This is a genomic window from Desulfoferula mesophila (assembly GCF_037076455.1).
GTDB classification, from domain to species: Bacteria; Desulfobacterota; Desulfarculia; order Desulfarculales; family Desulfarculaceae; genus Desulfoferula; species Desulfoferula mesophila.
Genome location: NZ_AP028679.1, coordinates 324072 through 339908, shown reverse-complemented (window position 1 = coordinate 339908; position 15837 = coordinate 324072). Strand labels below are relative to the sequence as shown.

At 65.4% G+C, this 15837-nt stretch carries 12 protein-coding genes; 5 read left to right on the top strand and 7 right to left on the bottom strand.

Features of this window, described 5'->3' with window-relative positions:
- The first annotated feature begins 85 nt into the window (after positions 1 to 85).
- Genes AACH32_RS01550 through AACH32_RS01540 form a run of 3 tightly spaced genes read left to right on the top strand, consistent with a single transcriptional unit; the run spans position 86 to position 3364 of the window.
- A complete protein-coding gene (locus AACH32_RS01550) occupies positions 86 to 1132 on the top strand; it encodes a CNNM domain-containing protein (RefSeq protein ID WP_338604742.1) in 1047 nt (348 codons plus the stop codon).
- On the top strand, positions 1129 to 2499 hold the full coding sequence (locus AACH32_RS01545; protein WP_338604740.1) for a dihydrolipoyl dehydrogenase family protein: 1371 nt from the start codon (positions 1129 to 1131) through the stop codon (positions 2497 to 2499). The genes AACH32_RS01550 and AACH32_RS01545 overlap by 4 nt, the downstream gene beginning before the upstream one ends.
- 28 nt (positions 2500 to 2527) lie before the next feature.
- Positions 2528 to 3364, top strand: a complete 837-nt coding sequence (locus AACH32_RS01540) for a C45 family autoproteolytic acyltransferase/hydolase (protein ID WP_338604738.1) — start codon at positions 2528 to 2530, stop codon at positions 3362 to 3364.
- 85 nt (positions 3365 to 3449) lie between these two features.
- On the opposite strand, the gene AACH32_RS01535 is transcribed toward AACH32_RS01540, so the two are convergent.
- The 4 genes from AACH32_RS01535 to AACH32_RS01520 form a co-directional block, all read right to left on the bottom strand.
- Entirely contained in the window at positions 3450 to 4157 is a 708-nt protein-coding gene (locus AACH32_RS01535) for a tetratricopeptide repeat protein (protein WP_338604736.1), read from the bottom strand.
- A gap of 29 nt (positions 4158 to 4186) precedes the next feature.
- A complete protein-coding gene (locus AACH32_RS01530) occupies positions 4187 to 5827 on the bottom strand; it encodes a nucleotide sugar dehydrogenase (RefSeq protein WP_338604733.1) in 1641 nt (546 codons plus the stop codon).
- A 199-nt stretch (positions 5828 to 6026) separates the two neighbouring features.
- A complete protein-coding gene (gene gmd, locus AACH32_RS01525) occupies positions 6027 to 7019 on the bottom strand; it encodes a GDP-mannose 4,6-dehydratase (protein WP_338604730.1) in 993 nt (330 codons plus the stop codon).
- Between the two features lie 170 nt (positions 7020 to 7189).
- A complete protein-coding gene (locus AACH32_RS01520) occupies positions 7190 to 9142 on the bottom strand; it encodes a glycosyltransferase (RefSeq protein ID WP_338604728.1) in 1953 nt (650 codons plus the stop codon).
- Positions 9143 to 9400: 258 nt separating this feature from the next.
- Between AACH32_RS01520 and AACH32_RS01515 the strand changes: the two genes are divergently transcribed.
- Positions 9401 to 10594 (top strand): BNR repeat-containing protein, encoded by a 1194-nt coding sequence (locus AACH32_RS01515; protein WP_338604726.1) that lies wholly within the window; start codon positions 9401 to 9403, stop codon positions 10592 to 10594.
- A gap of 27 nt (positions 10595 to 10621) precedes the next feature.
- Here AACH32_RS01515 and AACH32_RS01510 read toward each other — a convergent pair whose 3' ends face one another.
- The 3 genes from AACH32_RS01510 to AACH32_RS01500 form a co-directional block, all read right to left on the bottom strand.
- Positions 10622 to 11740 (bottom strand): DegT/DnrJ/EryC1/StrS family aminotransferase, encoded by a 1119-nt coding sequence (locus tag AACH32_RS01510; RefSeq protein WP_338604723.1) that lies wholly within the window; start codon positions 11738 to 11740, stop codon positions 10622 to 10624.
- A 671-nt stretch (positions 11741 to 12411) separates the two neighbouring features.
- A complete protein-coding gene (locus AACH32_RS01505) occupies positions 12412 to 13164 on the bottom strand; it encodes a rhodanese-like domain-containing protein (RefSeq protein ID WP_338604721.1) in 753 nt (250 codons plus the stop codon).
- A gap of 12 nt (positions 13165 to 13176) precedes the next feature.
- On the bottom strand, positions 13177 to 13782 hold the full coding sequence (locus tag AACH32_RS01500; protein WP_338604718.1) for a rhodanese-like domain-containing protein: 606 nt from the start codon (positions 13780 to 13782) through the stop codon (positions 13177 to 13179).
- A gap of 593 nt (positions 13783 to 14375) precedes the next feature.
- Here AACH32_RS01500 and AACH32_RS01495 point away from each other — a divergent pair.
- Positions 14376 to 15737, top strand: a complete 1362-nt coding sequence (locus AACH32_RS01495; protein WP_338604715.1) for a sigma-54 interaction domain-containing protein — start codon at positions 14376 to 14378, stop codon at positions 15735 to 15737.
- Positions 15738 to 15837 lie beyond the last annotated feature (100 nt).

The window sequence follows — 15837 nt, the reverse complement described above, 5'->3', positions numbered from 1 at the left end:
TTTGGCCGCCGGACGGTTAATCACCCGAGCCGGCCATGGTATTCTTGGGCAAAGCCGGAGTTCGTAGGAACCGGCGGGAGAAACCATGACTACGCTCATTGTCGCGGTATGCGCGTCGATAATCATATCGGCCCTGTGTTCCCTGCTGGAGTCGGTGCTCTACTCCACCAGGATCATCACCCTGGAGGCGGCGGCCGCCTCGGGCAACCGCCTGGCCCTGGCCATGCGGGCCTTCAAGTCCAAGGTGGACCGCCCCTTGGCCGCCATCCTCATCTTGAACACCGCGGCCAACACCGCCGGGGCGGCCCTGGCGGGCTGGGCCGCCGGACAGGTGTGGGGGCCCGGTTCCCTGTGGGCCTTTTCGTTGTTTTTCACCCTGGCCATCCTCATCTTCAGCGAGATCCTGCCCAAGACGGTGGGGGCGGTGCATTGGCGCAGCCTGTGGGCCCCCTCCATCTTTCCTCTGCGGGTCATGATCTTGTTGCTGCGGCCTTTCATCTGGATGACCCAGGCCCTTACCGGCCTGATTACCCGCACCAGCAAAATAGGTTCGGCGGTAAGCGAGGAGGAGATCCTGGCCGCGGCGGCCATGGGGGCCCGGGGCGGGGAGATCAGCCGCATGGAAGCCGAGCTCATCGGCAACATCATCGGCCTGGAGGAGATCACCGCCTCGGACATCATGACCCCGCGCACCATGATGATGTCCTTGAGCGGCGAACTGACCGTGGACGAGGTGGAGCTGGAGGCCCGCCGCTGGGCCCACACCCGCATCCCGGTGTGGCGCGACACCCCCGACGAGGTGGTGGGCTACGTGCACAAGGACGACATCATCCGCCTGGAGGGGCGCGACCTGGACAAGACCCTCTTGAATTTCGTCAAGCCGGTGCGCTTCGTGCCGCCGGGAGCCAACGCCCTAAAGCTGCTGGCCGGATTTTTGGCCCGCAAGGAGCACCTGGTGGTGGTGGTGGACGAATACGGCGGGGTCATGGGGATGGTCACCCTGGAGGACGTCATCGAATCCCTGGTGGGCTCGGAGATAGTGGACGAAACCGATCAGGAAGTTGATTTGCAGGAGCCGGCCCGCCGCCGGGCCCGGGCCATGCTCAAAGCCAGCGAGGAAGACCAATCGTGAGCACCTTTGATCTGGACCTGATGGTGATCGGCGGGGGCGGCAGCGGCGGATTCACCGCGGCCACCACGGCCATGAAGACGGGAGCCAAGGTGGGCATGGCCGAGGGAGGCCGTTTGGGCGGCCTGTGCATCCTGGCCGGGTGCATGCCATCCAAGACTCTTTTGCACGGGGCGGCCCAGGTGAAGGCCAGGGGGGTGAGCGGCCGGGCCGCCTACCCCGCGCTGCACCAATTCACCAAGGGCGTGGTGGATTACCTGGCCGGAGGCCGGGTGGAGAGCGTGGAGGCCAAGGTGAAGCAGGGCCTTCAGCTCTACCGGGGAGCCGCCCGCTTCCTGGACCCCCACACCGTGGAGGTGGCTGGCCAAAAAATCAGCGCGGCCAAGATCGTCATCGCCACCGGCAGCGCCGAGGTGGTGCCCCCGGTGCCCGGCCTGGCCGAAAGCGGCTACCTGGACTCGGCGGCCTTCATGGCCCTGGCCGAGCTGCCCCAGTCCCTGCTGGTGTTGGGCGGGGGGACCCAGGCGGTGGAGCTGGCCCAGGCGGCGGCGCGCCTGGGGGTGGCCACCACGATGGTGCAGCGATCCGAGCACCTGATGAGCAAGGTCGATCACCGCTATGGGCACATTCTGGCCGACGCCCTCGCCGAGGACGGGGCCCAGATCTACACCGGCACCGAGCTCAAGCGGGTGCAACGGGAAGGCGAGAAGGTCACCGCCTTCTTCGAGCACCAGGGCAAAGAGGTGAGCGTGAGCGCCCAGGCCCTGTTGCTCTCCCTGGGGCGGCGGCCCAACGTGGCGGGCCTGAACCTGGAGGCCGCCGGGGTGACCCTGGGCCAGCGGGGCGAGGTGGCGGTGGACCGCCACATGCGCACCAGCCAGCCCCACATCTTCGCGGCGGGCGACGTCACCGGCTGGAACATGGTGGTCAACCTGGCCGTGTTGCAGGGCCAGACCGCCGGATACAACGCCACCCACGAGGCTCCTCGGGAGATCGACGACCGGGTGTTGCCCACGGCCGTGTTCACCGACCCCCAGTTCGCCCGGGTGGGGCTGAGCCTGGAGCAGGCCCGGGCCGCCGGGCTGGATTGCCTGGAGGCCGACTACGACCTGGGCGACATGGGCCCGGCCAAGACCTACCCGGAGCGGGTGCGCGGCTACATGAGCATCCGGGGCGAAAAGGGCAGCGGGCGCATCGTGGGGGCCGAGCTGGTGGCCCCGGAGGCCTCGCTGATGATCCACGACATGGCCGTGGCCATCAAGATGAAAGCCACGGCGGCCGACATCGCCTCCATTCCCTACATCCACCCCTGCCTGGGCGAGATCAGCGAGTTCGCCGCCGGGCGGCTGGCCTCTAAATTGAAGGCCTGATACGGCCAGACGCGGCTTCATCTGGGCGGTGGCCCTCCTCCTGGCCCTGGTAATGGCGGCCCCGGCCGGAGCCTGCACCCTGTGGGCGGCGGTGGGCTCCGGGGTGGCCGGGGGCGGCGCTCTGGCAGCCAAGAACCGCGACTGGACCCCGGACAGCCCCGGTCGACTGGAGTTGGTGCGCCCCCGGGGAGGCTTGGCCTACTTGGCCCTCATGGCCGGGGGCCGCAAGGGCTGGGGGGTGCGGGCCGGGGTGAACCAGGCCGGGCTCACGGTCCTGAGCGCCTCGGCCTCGGCCCTGCCCAAGAACCGGCGCGGCGGCCCGCCGGGCATCAGCCGCCGCCTGTTGTCCGGCTTCGCCTCGGTGCAGGCGGTGCTGGACCAAGACTGGATGTTCCAGGGCCTGGGGCCGCGCTTTTATCTGCTGGCCGACGCCCGCCAGATCGCCTTGGTGGAGATAGCCCCAGGCGGGCAGGCGCGCATCACCAGCGCCCGCCAGGGAGAGCTGGCCCACACCAACCACTATCAAAGCCCCGACCTGGCCGGGTTCAACCAGCGCCCGGCCCTGAGCAGCCACGCCCGCCAGGCGCAGGTGGAGGCCCTGTTGGCCGCCGCGGCCCGCCCGTTGACCCTGGAGGAATTCCAGAGGCTGAGCCAGGACCGGGGGGCCGGGCCGGACAACAGCCTGTGGCGCACCGGCTCCCGGCCCCAGGGCACCCGCACCCTGGCCTCGTTCCTGGTGCGCCTGCCATTGACCGGGTCCCCGGAGGTGTGGGCCGTCCTGGCCAACCCCGGCCAGCCAGAGCGGCGGATCAAAATAATCCTGGATGAAAACTTCTGGCAGGGACCAACCGGCCCGCTCCCCTAGGGCCGACCAAGGCGAGACCCCAAAAAACGCGCCGGTCTCCCCGAGGGAAACCGGCGCGACGGCGTCTCGTTAATTGGGGACGAGGCTAGCTCTCGGCGGGGACCTCCTGGCCCAGGGCGGCCAAGGCGCCCCGCGCCCGCTCATGCACCGCCTGCCCGGCAGGCTGGCCCAGAATCTCCTTGTAGATGGCCGCGGCTCCCTGGCTGTCGCCGGAGGCGGCCAAGACGCGGGCCCGGTCCAGCTTGTAGATCTGTCCCAGGTTGGGCCCGGCGGCGGCGATGGCCTGGGCATAGACCTGGGCCGCCTGCTTGTAGTCCTCGCGCCCTTCCAACGCCTGGCCCAGCCCGTGGTAGGCCAAGGGCGCCAGATCGGCCCCCAGGCCGCCTTCCTCGGTCAGGCTGGCAAACACCTTTTGGGCCTGTTCCCACTGGCCCAGGCCCAGGCGCAGGTCGCCCAGGGCCAGGCGGGCCTGCATCCCGGCGGGGGTGGAGCCGTACTGGTCGGTGACCTTGGTCAGGTCGGCGGCCAGCTTGGCGGTCTTGTCCTGGGGCAGCTTGCCGTCCACCGCCGCCGCGTAGCCGGTCATAACCCCGGCCAGCTCTGCGGCCGCCTTTTGCTCGCGCCAATCCAGGTAGGTCTTGAAGCCCAGGACCGCGGCCACGATCAGGGCCACGGCGGTGGCGCTCCACAGCACCTTGTTGAGATTACCCTTGCCCCAACGGATCACCTGGCCGCTGAGGGTGAGGAACTCGTCGGGCTCCTTGAGCAACTTCTTGCGATCAACCTTGGCCATGATACCTTCCTTAAAGATCCCGCGGGGGGCTAGCCCCTCACCTCGTCCTTGATGCGATTTATATGTCCGCGCCCCAGGCCCTTCACTTCACAATCCAGTTCAATATAGCGCCGGATGCGCTCGTCGTCCAAGATGGCAAAACAATCCACCACCGCCACCGGCCCGCCGCAGGCCTCCACCACCCAGTCGGGGTCCAACTCCAGGTATTGGGCGTGGCGCACGCAAAGCACCACCGCGTCGGCCCCCGAAAGAGCGGCGGACAGGTCCTGGTGCACCTCCAGATCCTTGAGGTCTTCCTGGTTGCGGAAAAAACGGGCCCGGCTGGCGCTGGTGGCCGGATACTCTTCCTGCTTGGCGAACTCCCACCACACCCTTACGTAGGGGTCGTGCGCCGCCAGCTCGGCCCCCATCTCGGCCAAACGCCGCACCACCAGCTCGCTGCCCGAATAGCGGGTGTCGCCCACGTCTTCGCGGTAGGCCGCGCCCAACACCACGATGCGGCTGTTGGGCACCAGGGTGCCCATGCTGCGCAGGGCGTCGCGCACCACCTCGGCGGCGTGCAGGGCCCGGCTGTCGTTGATGTCGATGGCCAGGGGGGTGATCTTGAAAAGCGGCTGCTGGAAGCCCATGAGGTGGTGATAGGCCCACACCCCCAGGCCGCCGTCCTTGGGCAGGCAATAGCCGCCCACACCCGGGCCCGGGAACATGAGGTTGTTGTGGCTGGGGCGCTTTTTTATGGCCTGGATGACCTTGACCACGTCCACCCCGTTGTTCTCGGCGAAGGTGCTCCACTCGTCCATGAAGGCCAGGATGGTGGCCCGGAAGCTGTTCTCCATGATCTTGGTGGTTTCGCTCTCAATGGGCCGGTCCAGCACGGTGAGGGGATATTCGGCCACGTTGATCACCTCGGAGAGGAACTTCTGGACCCTCTGGCGGCTGGCCGGGTTTACCCCGGCGCATACCCGCCAATAGTCGCGGATGCTTTGGACGTATTCGCGGCCGGGCATGACCCGCTCGAAGCTGTGGGCCAGGAGAGGTTCCGAGCCCAGGCCCCGCTTCTCAAAGGCCTTTTTCAAGATGGGGTTGGCCACGTATTCGGTGGTGCCCGGCGGGACCGTGGTCTCGATGAGCACCAGGCACTCGGCCGGCATCCTCTGCCCGATGATGCGCAGGCTCTCCTCCAAGGCGGCCATCTCCACCTTGCCCCGCACCACGTCGGCCAGGGCTTCCTTGGAATAATCGCACTGCACGTCCACCACCACCACGTCCGCGTAGGCCAGGGCCTCGTAGGAAAAGGTGGCGGTAAGGGTTTTCTTTTGGTTCACGCAGCGCTCGATGGTGATGTCCACCTCGGGATCTTCCGCCTTCACCGGGGAAAGTCCCCGGTTGAGCAGAGGAATCTTCCAATAGCTGCGGGTGCTGGGCCTTTGCATGCCGATGACGAACTTGCCGGGACGGCCGTCCGAGTCCACGCTGTCGGCCACCACCGCGGCCATCACCGCGCCCACGAAGCCAACGCCCATGACCACCACGATCTCGCGCCCCAGTTCCTTCTGCTCGGCCACCAGGGAGGCTAGGCGCTGGTTTTCAGCATCGTAATCCTCCTGCGTGGGTAGGGCAAAGGATTCTCCCTCGGGGCTAAGGGAAACCTGCGGCACATCTTGGTTCATCTGGTTACCAGTCTCCTGATGGGGGTCCAGTACACAAGGCGATTGGGTGCCTTATAGAAGCCGATCCGAATACAAGGAGAGTTTTCCAGCTCAACACAGCCGCCCGGCCACGGGGTGGGTCTTGGCAACACCCGCCGCCGCCGGGCCGTTATCGGCCGGCACCGCCGGCGTCGCCGCGCTGTCGATTGTTAGCGACGGGCTAGCGGGCTTTGAGCTCCTCCAGGTCGGCTTCCACCATCATCTTGACCAACTCGTGGAACTTGACCCTGGGCTCCCAGCCCATCTTGCGCTTGGCCTTGCCGGGATCGCAACGCAGGTATTCCACGTCCGCCGGCCGGAAAAAGCGGGGATCTATCTCCACGTAGTCGCGCCAGTCCAGGCCCACCGAAGTGAAGGCCTCCTCGACGAAATCGCGCACGCTGTGGGTCTCGCCGGTGCCGATCACGTAATCCTCGGGCTGGTCTTGTTGCAGCATCATCCACATGGCCTCGACGTAATCGCCGGCATAGCCCCAATCGCGTTGGGCGTCCAGGTTGCCCAGATAGAGCTTGTCTTGCAGGCCCGCCTTGATGCGGGCCACCGCCATGGAGATTTTACGGGTCACGAAGGTCTCGCCGCGCCGGGGAGACTCGTGGTTGAACAAGATGCCGTTGACCGCGAACATGCCGTAGCTCTCGCGGTAGTTGATGGTAATCCAATAGGCGAACACCTTGGAACAAGCGTAAGGGCTGCGGGGATGGAAGGGAGTGGTCTCCTTTTGGGCGTCGGCTTCGGTCTGCCCGAACATCTCGCTGGAGCTGGCCTGATAATACCGGGCCTTTACCCCCAACTGGCGCATGCCCTCCAAAAGGCGCAAGGCCCCCAGGGCGGTGGTATCGGCGGTGTACTCGGGCACCTCGAAGCTGACTTTGACATGGCTTTGGGCGGCCAGGTTGTATATTTCATGGGGCTGCACGCTTTGCAGGATCTGATTCAGCGAGGAAGAATCGGTAAGGTCGCCATAGACCAGCTGGAAGTTGGACTCCTGCTCCGGGGAAGACCGGCGGATGTGCTCTATACGGCTGGTGTTGAGCGAGCTGCTCCGGCGAATTATCCCCCACACCTGATAGCCCTTGCTCAAGAGTAATTCGGCCAGATAGGAACCGTCCTGGCCGGTAATGCCGGTGATCAGCGCACGCTTGGCTTCGGGCATGAGTGCCTCCCCTACATTGGTTCTAACGCACCTGGCGGTGCGGAGCATTTTTTTATAGTCAGCCGTTTCAGTTACGCCGCATCCCCCCGGCTTGGCCGAACTTGGACAAGTCTAGGGGGTAAGCGCTATATTGTCCAGGCACTAATGCCTCAAAATCATACCGTTCTTGGCTATCGCCCCCACCGGGAGGGCGCCTCTGGCCGGGCCTGATTGTCCCCCGTGTAGAGTTCAGCGGCCCTGCGTCGCATTCGCCCCAAAAAGGGATTGCCGGCCATGCTGGCCATGGCCCGAACCAAGCGATGGGAGCCGTGCCTGTGCCCCAGCGTTCTCAGGCCCCGGCGCATGAACTCCGCTCGCCGCGCCGGAGCATAGCTTTTGGACTTGGCGTGAAAGACGTAGGTGTGCCCGGCCAGCACCGCCAGGACTCCGGCGTCCGCCGCCCGCATGGTGTAGTCGTCCTCCACCCCGTAACCTCCGGGGAAGGCCTCCTCGTCCAAAAGGCCCACGCGCTCCAGGGCCTGGCGGGTGAAACCCAGGCAAAAGCCGTGCACCAGGGGGACCAGGGGCAGGCTGTCCGCCCCGGCCCATTGTTCGCACCAACGGTTCAGATCGTCGGGGCCCATGCCCGGCGGCAGCGGGTTTATGGCGGTTTGGTGCCGGGTTCCGGTGCGATCGGGCAGGGACTGGTAGCCGGCGGCGTTGGACATGACCCCCACCAAACCCGCGCCGGGAGTGGAAAATACCGCGTCGGCCATCTTTTCGGCCCAGCCGTCGGTAACCACGGTGTCGCTGTTTAGCGCGATGACCAACTCGCCGCTGGACAGGACCAGGCCCTGGTTTACCGCGCCGCTGAAGCCGCGGGCCGCCTCGTTGCGCCGCAGGGTCACCCAGTCCTTGCCCCGGGCGAAACCCCGCAGGTAATCCGCCGTCTCCGGTCCGGAGCCGTCGTCGATCAAGATGAGTTTTTGCCGGTCGCCCGCGCGCTTGGCCGCCACCGAATCCAGGCAGCGCCGCACGTCGTCCAAGGCGTCGTGCACGCAGACGACGATGTCGATGGCCCGCCGGCTATGGGCCCGGACACGGGCGTCGCGCAGTCCGGCGAAGCCGGGGCCGGCGTAGGGGTCCACCAATCCAGTCCCCAGGGCCTCCACCAGCTCCTGGGCCGGGCCCTGGGCGTGATCGTGCACCATCAGGGCGAAGCAGGGGTGGTCGAGTACCGGGGCCGCGCGGTCGGTAATCCGGTGCCAATCCAGGCCCAGGGACGCCAGGCAGTAATTGAAGCTGAGTTGATCGCGCTTGGAGCCGCGCTCCATCTCGGCCCACCACGCGTCCAAAAAACGCCCCGTCCGCTCATCGCGCAGGTCGAACATCATCACGTTGTTCTCGACCAAGTCGTTGTGCGCGAACTGAAGACGCCGGTAGGTTTTAACCTGATTTTTGATCAGATCGCCGTCGTCGGTTTTGAACCGGCGGCAGATGCGGGCTTCTTCATACAGGGTGTTTCGGCAGGGATGGGGATTGCTGGCCACCAGCTTGCCGGAGACGAGGAACTTTTGCACCAGGGGAAAGATGTCATCCAAAAGCATGATGTTGGAATCCACCCACACCGCCACGTCGTAATCGCCGAGCAGGACGTGGGGATGGGTCTTGACGAAGCGGGCCGTGCGGGTGGGATCGTCGTTGTGGTAGGTGATGGGCCGCACCTCATAAACCCCGGTGTCGGCCACCGGGCGGTCGCTGAACAACACGTAGTCCAGGCCGGGGTTGAAGCTCTCCGGCAGCTTGATGGAGTCGTAATTATTGGTAATGGTCACGTAGACCGCGATTTTCAACGCGGACGGATCGCGTTGATCGCGGGCCTGTTGGTAGGCGGCGATGCTTGTTTGGCACTCCGGCAAACGCGCCAGGCGCGCCCGCACGCTGGCCTTGATCTTGTGGCGCCCGTGCTCATGGGTGTGGAGATACTCCACCGGCCCCCGGGGAGCCGACGGGCCGCCGCTCACGGCGTTCAAGCCGTACTTGGCCAAAACCCGCAGTCGGCGGGGCAGCACCCGGTTTACCCGGGGCGGGATTACCCGGCCATAACCCAGCGTGACCAACCTCAAGATTCCCGCTTTGCCCACGCCGATCATCCCCCGGCTATCAAGACGCAAAACCCAGTAGCACCGCCGAATCGACACCATCGCCGGTGGATCGATTTCGCCCCTGGGACCTAGGGGTGGCCCCGAGGGTATAATGCGGCCATGATCTGGAAAAAAGACAAACGCGCCCCATGCACGGCGGACCCCGATGATTCAATTTACCCGCCGAGCACGGACGAGTCAAACCCGGCCCGGGTCACCTGCCTGGGTCGGGGCTGGGCGCGCACCTCGATCAACGCCGTGATTTTTCGGCGCGACTCCCTTACCTCCCACCTGGGCATGCAGTACGCCGCCTTCTACGGCCCCAGGGGGCGGGTGGTTCTGGCCCGGCGCCGCCTGGGAGAGGCGGCCTGGGAGACGGAGCGGACCCTCCACCAGGGCGGAACCCGGGACGCCCACAACTGCCTCAGCCTCATGGCCGACGGCGAGGGTTATCTGCACCTGGCCTGGGACGCCCACGACAGCCCCCTGCGCTATTGCCGCGGCAAGGAGCCGGGTTCGCTGCGCCTGGGCCCGGCCACGGCCATGACCGGCCTTCGCGAGAAGCGGGTCACCTATCCCGAGTTCCTGCGCCTGGCTGACGGCGACCTGCTGTTTTTCTATCGCCACGGGGCCTCGGGCAACGGCGACCTCATGCTCAACCGCTACCACCCCGCCAGCCGTACCTGGAGCCGGGTGCAGGAGGGGCTGATCGACGGCCAGGGGCGGCGCAGCGCCTATCATCAGGCGGCCCTGGATGAGCGGGGGGTGCTGCACCTGTCCTGGGTGTGGCGCGAAACCCCGGACGTGGCCAGCAACCACGACCTTTGCTACGCCCAGTCCCCGGACGGGGGGCGCACCTGGCTGCGCTCCGACGGCAGCCGTTACCAACTGCCCATCACCGCCGCCTCGGCGGAATACATCCGGCGCATACCCCAGGGCCGGGGGCTGATCAACCAGACCTCCATGGCCGTGGACCAGCGAGGCGACCCCTGCGTGGCCACCTATTGGACGCCCGAGGGCAGCGAAGTCCCCCAATATTTTCTGGTCCATCGCCGAGGCGGCCGCTGGCAAACCAGCCAGGTGTCCCGGCGGAGCACGCCCTTCAGCCTGAGCGGGCTGGGCACCAAAAGCATACCCATTTCGCGCCCCCTGCTCTTGCTGGACCGGGGACAAGCGGGGCAAACCCGCTGCCATATGGTTTTCCGCGACGTGGAGCGCGGCCACCGGGTATCACTGGCCACCTGCGACAACCTGGACGATCCCCAGTGGCGCTTCGTTGACCTGACCCGCGAGGGGGTGGGCGCCTGGGAGCCCACCCACGACAGCGTGCTGTGGCTGCAAAAGGGGCTGCTGCACCTCATGGTGCAAAAGGTGGGTCAGGGGGATGGCGAGAAATTGGAGCGCCTGGGGCCGCAACCGGTTTGGGTTTTGGAGTGGCAGCCTCCGGCTTGAGAGAGGACCGCGCCGCCCGGCGCGGGCTCAGGCCAGGAACTCGCCTACCTTGTCTATAACGTATTCCACCTGCTCGTCGCTCAGGGCGCAGTGCAGGGGCAGGGACAGAATCTCTTCGCCCAGCTTTTCGGTGATAGGCAGGGGCGCGCCGCCCAGGCCTTGATAGAGGCTGTGCAGGTGGTTGGGCGGGTAGTTCACCGCCGTCTCGATGTCCTGGGAGCGCAGGTGTTCGATCAGCCCGGCCCGGCGGCCGTCCAATACCCGCAGAGTGTAGATAAAAGGCACCACCCGCTGGTAGTCCAGGGGCAACCGGGCCAGGCCGTGCTGGCCGCCCAGGGCCTGGTCGTAGCGCCGGGCGATGGCCTGGCGGCGGGCGAAAAAGGCCGGGGCCTTTTTGAGCTGCTCAAGGCCCACCAGGGCGTTGAGGTTGCTCATGTGCAAGCGCCAGCCCTGGCACACCACGTCGTAGGTCGAGCGGCTGGGCGGGCCGCCCAGGGAGGCCTGGGGCCGCTGCATGCCCAGGCCGCGCATCAGCCCGGCCCGGCGGGCGGTTTCGGCGTCGGGGCAGACCAGGGCCCCGCCCTCGCCGCAGGTGATGTTCTTGAGCGAGTCGAAGCTGAAGCAGGTCAGGTCGCCCAGGGCCCCCACCTTGCGGCCGCCCACCGAGCTGCCGAAGGCGTGGGCCGCGTCCTCCACCACCCGAAGTCCCCGCTCCCCGGCCCAGGCATGCAGCCCCTCCAGGTCGCCGGGGTTGCCCGCATAGTGCACCGGCATCACCGCCTTGGTGCGGGCGGTGCGGCGGCGCTCGGCGTCGGCCAGGTCCAGGAGCAGGTTCTCTTCGCGCACCTCGCAGAGCACCGGCTTGGCCCCCACCGCGGTGATGGCCTGCAGGCTGGCCACGAAGGTGAGCGAGGGCACCAGCACCTCGTCGCCGGGCATGAGGTCCAGGCAGGCCAGGGCCAGGTGCAGGGCGGCGGTGCCGGAGTTTACGCACACCACCGGGCGCTCGGCCGCGCCCAGGAACTCGCCCAGGGCCTTTTCCAGCTCCACCACGTTGGCCGCGTGGCCGAAGTAGGCCATTTCCAGGCCGCGCTCCAGGGCCGCCAGTTCCTCCGGCCCGGTCGTTGGTTGCGATACGCGGATCATGCTCGGTCGCTCTCCCGCCCAAGGGTTGGCATCAAGATACCGCGCAGTGGGTTGGCACACAAGGGCTCCCGCAGGGGGCGGGGCGGGGGGAATAGAGGTGCTTGTCAGGCTTCGCTTCGCTCAACCTAATCTACACTTTCGCTGGACAAGCCACGCAGGGCCGGGGTTTGCCCCTGCTCGCTTCCTTCAGCAATCCAGTAACAGCCGTCATCACGAGGAGCATCTCAACAGAGATGCGACGCGGTGATCTTCGCCTTCCCCCAAGCGGGATGGGTAGGAGCAAGGAAGGCGGGTTGGATGGATATGGTTAGCCAAGGCATGACAAAGGAAACGGAAGATTGCCGCGGCCGGGCAGACCGGGCGGCCTGGTTTACCCGCACGTTGACCACTGCCCGGCCTCGCAATGACGACTATCGACTGAAATCGCAATCTAACCGACGGGGTTCATCCTCGCCCTCTTGGCTGGTGGAGGCGTCTTGCCGGGGCAGAGATTGCTTCGTCGCTACGCTCCTCGCAACGACAAGGGGTTTGTTAGGCTTCGCTTCGCTCAACCTAACCTACGCTTTCAATAAAAAAAGACAAGCAACGTATTGGCGGCACAGCCAGCCGCCCGCACAAAAAGAGGCGGCGGCCCCTCAAAGGAGCCGCCGCCGCAAGGGGCAGTCGAGCCGCTACTTATAGCAGCAGAAAACCTGGGTCTGGAGAATGGTGACCTTGTCGTTCAAGAAGCGGGAGTTGTATCCGGCGTTCTTGAGGATGTTGTAGCCCATCTCCGCGCGCAGGCCGGTGCGGCAATGGGTGATGATCTCCTTGTCCTTGGGCAGCTCGCCCAGGCGGGCGCTGAGTTCGTCCACCGGGATGTTCACCGCGCCGGGCAGCATGCCTCCGGCGGCCTCGGCGGTGGTGCGCACGTCCAGGATCAGCTTGCCCTGGGGATGGTTGCGCACGATGTTCATGAACTCGTCGCCGGTGATCTCGCCCGGGTGGGGACGGGGCAGATAGAAGATCTGGGTGCTGACCAGGTCCTTCTGGATGGGCCCGTTGTCCTTTACCCAGCCGTCGTAGCCGCCCTGCAGGATGGCCACGTTCTGATATCCCCAGGTGCCGATGGTCTTGGCGATATCCTTGAGACCGGCCATGTCGGTGTTCTGGCCGTAGAGCACGATGTAGGCCTTGGTGTCCAGGGGGAACTGCTCGCGCTCGGCGATGACCTTGGCCTTGGGTATGGCCACCGCGCCCTGCACGTGGCCCTTTTTGGCGGCCTCGACCCCGCGGGTGTCGATGACCACGATGTAGCCCAAGCGTTTCTTGACGAAATCAGAGGTGGTAAGGGCGGGATGGCCCGCCTTCTTCCAGGCGGGCATGCCGGCGTGGAAGACCTTGACGTTGGTGTAACCCTTTTTTTCCGCCAACCTGGCGGCCATGGGCGAGAGCACTCATCTGAAGCCTTCACAGTAGAAGATGACCAGCTTGCTCTTGTCCTTGGGCAGCTTGCCCATCATGTCGGGCATCTTGGGGAAGGGCATGTTGATGGAAGTGGGAATGTGGCCCTCGTTGAAGCGGATGGGCGGACGGGAGTCCACCAGGGTGTAACCGCCCTTGTCCGGCCCCTGGGCCACCAAGGCGGCCAGCTCGTCCACCTTGATGAGCTGCTTGTCGGAGACCTTGATCACCGGCTTGGCCACGATCTCGGTGGCCACCAGGTCCGAGCCCACCTTCTTGTAGGTGACCTGCACCGGGATGGGCTTTTTGAGGGCCTTGATATTGGGGACGTTCTCCACCGTGGTTTCGGGGGTGAACTTGAGGATGATGTTCTTGCCCGGAGCCACCATCACCGAAATGGACTTGGCCTTGCCCGAGCGGCTTTGAAAGTCGCCGGCCACCACGTTTTCCATGTCCTTGAGCTCGGCGTGGCACTTCAAGCATTTCTGGTTGGCCATCACCTCGGCCTGGACCGGGGCCGCCGGGACCAGGGAGGCGCCCACCCCCGCGACCAAAAGCAGGGCCAGCAAAGAGGCGCGCCTAAGGGCTTTAGCAATCATGTGTCTACCTCCGTGAGTTGATATGGCTTACCTGCCGGGCGGCTGCCAATCCCGTCCCGACCTGTAAATCGCGACTTAACGCCTGCTCACTTGGGGGCGGCCAGGCGGTAAGGGCAAACACAGCAACACCCATGCCATTATCGGGTTTCTCGTTTAATTGATTGATATTCAGTTGATTATGTCTATTTTGTGTCCCTAAAACACCCAGGACAAAGGAACTTTATGTTAAGTTTTTGAACATGTGTTAATATAACAAGTGTGAATTGAACGCCTAGTAAGCCGCTGGAGAAGCTTTGAGTTAACCCGGCCCCGTTGATGGAGAAGACTATTTATCTTTTTAATTAAAGCGGATATATACCCACCCCAACCAGGGCCACGGAGTGGGGAAGCATTAAAAGCACGAAAGGGTCGGCAAAGTTGGCAGGTGTTTTGCTTTTATCAGCAATGGCGGGTCGTGACCCCCGCGTCCCCCGGCCAGGCTCTTGCAGTCAAGTATCTGTATTTTATGGCAAACGCCTGGGCCAAGCCTTGAAGCGGAGCGTTAACGGTTAACCATTAAGTTAACAGTTATTAATTAACACTGGCGGCTGGCTATGGATTTGACCCCCTATTGGAAGACGGTGATGGACACCATGCAGGACGGCCTGCTGGTGGTGGACGACTTCGGCTCCATAGTGGCCATGAACCCGGCGGCCGAGGAGCTCACCGGCTATTCGCAAGGCGAGCTGGTGGGCCGCAACTGCAAGGTGCTGGGCTGCACCGGATGCAGCATCGTGGGCCAAGGGCCCGGGCCCAAGTGGTGCCAGCTTTTCGTGGACGGCTCGGTAAGGGCCAAGCGCTGCACCATCACCAACAAGGACGGCCAACAGGTGGACGTCATCAAGCGGGCCTCGGTGCTCAAGGACGAAAACGGCCAGGCTTTGGGCGCGGTGGAGACGCTCATCGACATCAGCGAGCTGGCCAAGAAGGAGCAGGAGATCACCGACCTGCGCCGCACCCTGCGGGGCCAGGAAGACGGCCGCTACGGCATCCTGGGGCGCAGCGAGGCCATGCAGCGCCTGTTCGACCTCATCGAAAACGTGTCCGCCAGCGAAGCCCCGGTGCTCATCCACGGGGAAAGCGGCACCGGCAAGGAGCTGGTGGCCCGGGCCATCCATCAACTTGGCCCCCGCCGCGAGGAGCCCTTCATCAAGGTGAACTGCGCCGCCCTTAACGAGAGCCTGCTCGAAAGCGAGCTGTTCGGCCACGTGCGCGGGGCCTTCACCGGGGCCGAGCGCACCCGGGTGGGGCGCTTCGAGGCGGCCCACGGGGGCGACATCTTCTTGGACGAGATCGGCGACGTGCCCCTGGCCACCCAGGTCAAGCTCCTGCGGGTGCTGGAAAACCGCGAGATAGAGCGGGTGGGCGACCACCAGCCCATCGACGTGGACGTGCGCATCATCACCGCCACCAACCAGGATCTGGACAGCCTCATCGCCCAGGGCGAGTTCCGCGAGGACCTCTTTTACCGCATCAACGTGGTGCCCCTGAACGTGCCGCCCCTCCGGCGGCGTCTGGAAGACATCCCGCTCATCGCCCACCACGGCATCCAGCGCATCGCCCTCAAGAGCGGCAAGCCCATCACCGGAGTAACCCCCGGCGCCATGGAGCGCCTGCTGGCCTATCCCTGGCCGGGCAACGTGCGCGAGCTGATCAACGCGGTGGAGTACGCCTTTGTGCTCTGCCCCGGCGGGCTCATCGCCGCCGAGCACCTGCCCCCCAAGATCGCCGGCGGCGAAAGCGCCCCGGCCCACCGCCGGGGCCGGCCCTCCCTGGACCGCCAGCACCTGGTGGAAGTGCTCAGGCAGTGCGGAGGCAACCAGTCCCAGGCGGCCCGGGTGTTGGGGGTCAGCCGGGTCACGGTGTGGAAGCGCATCAAGGACTACGGCATCAACCTCAGGACCGACATCGTCTGAGATCCCTCTCCTGCCAGTAATAGCCGTCATCACGAGGAGCATCTCCGGGTAGATGCGACGTGGTGATCTTCGACTTCCCCCGGGTGGGGCGGCATCGCCC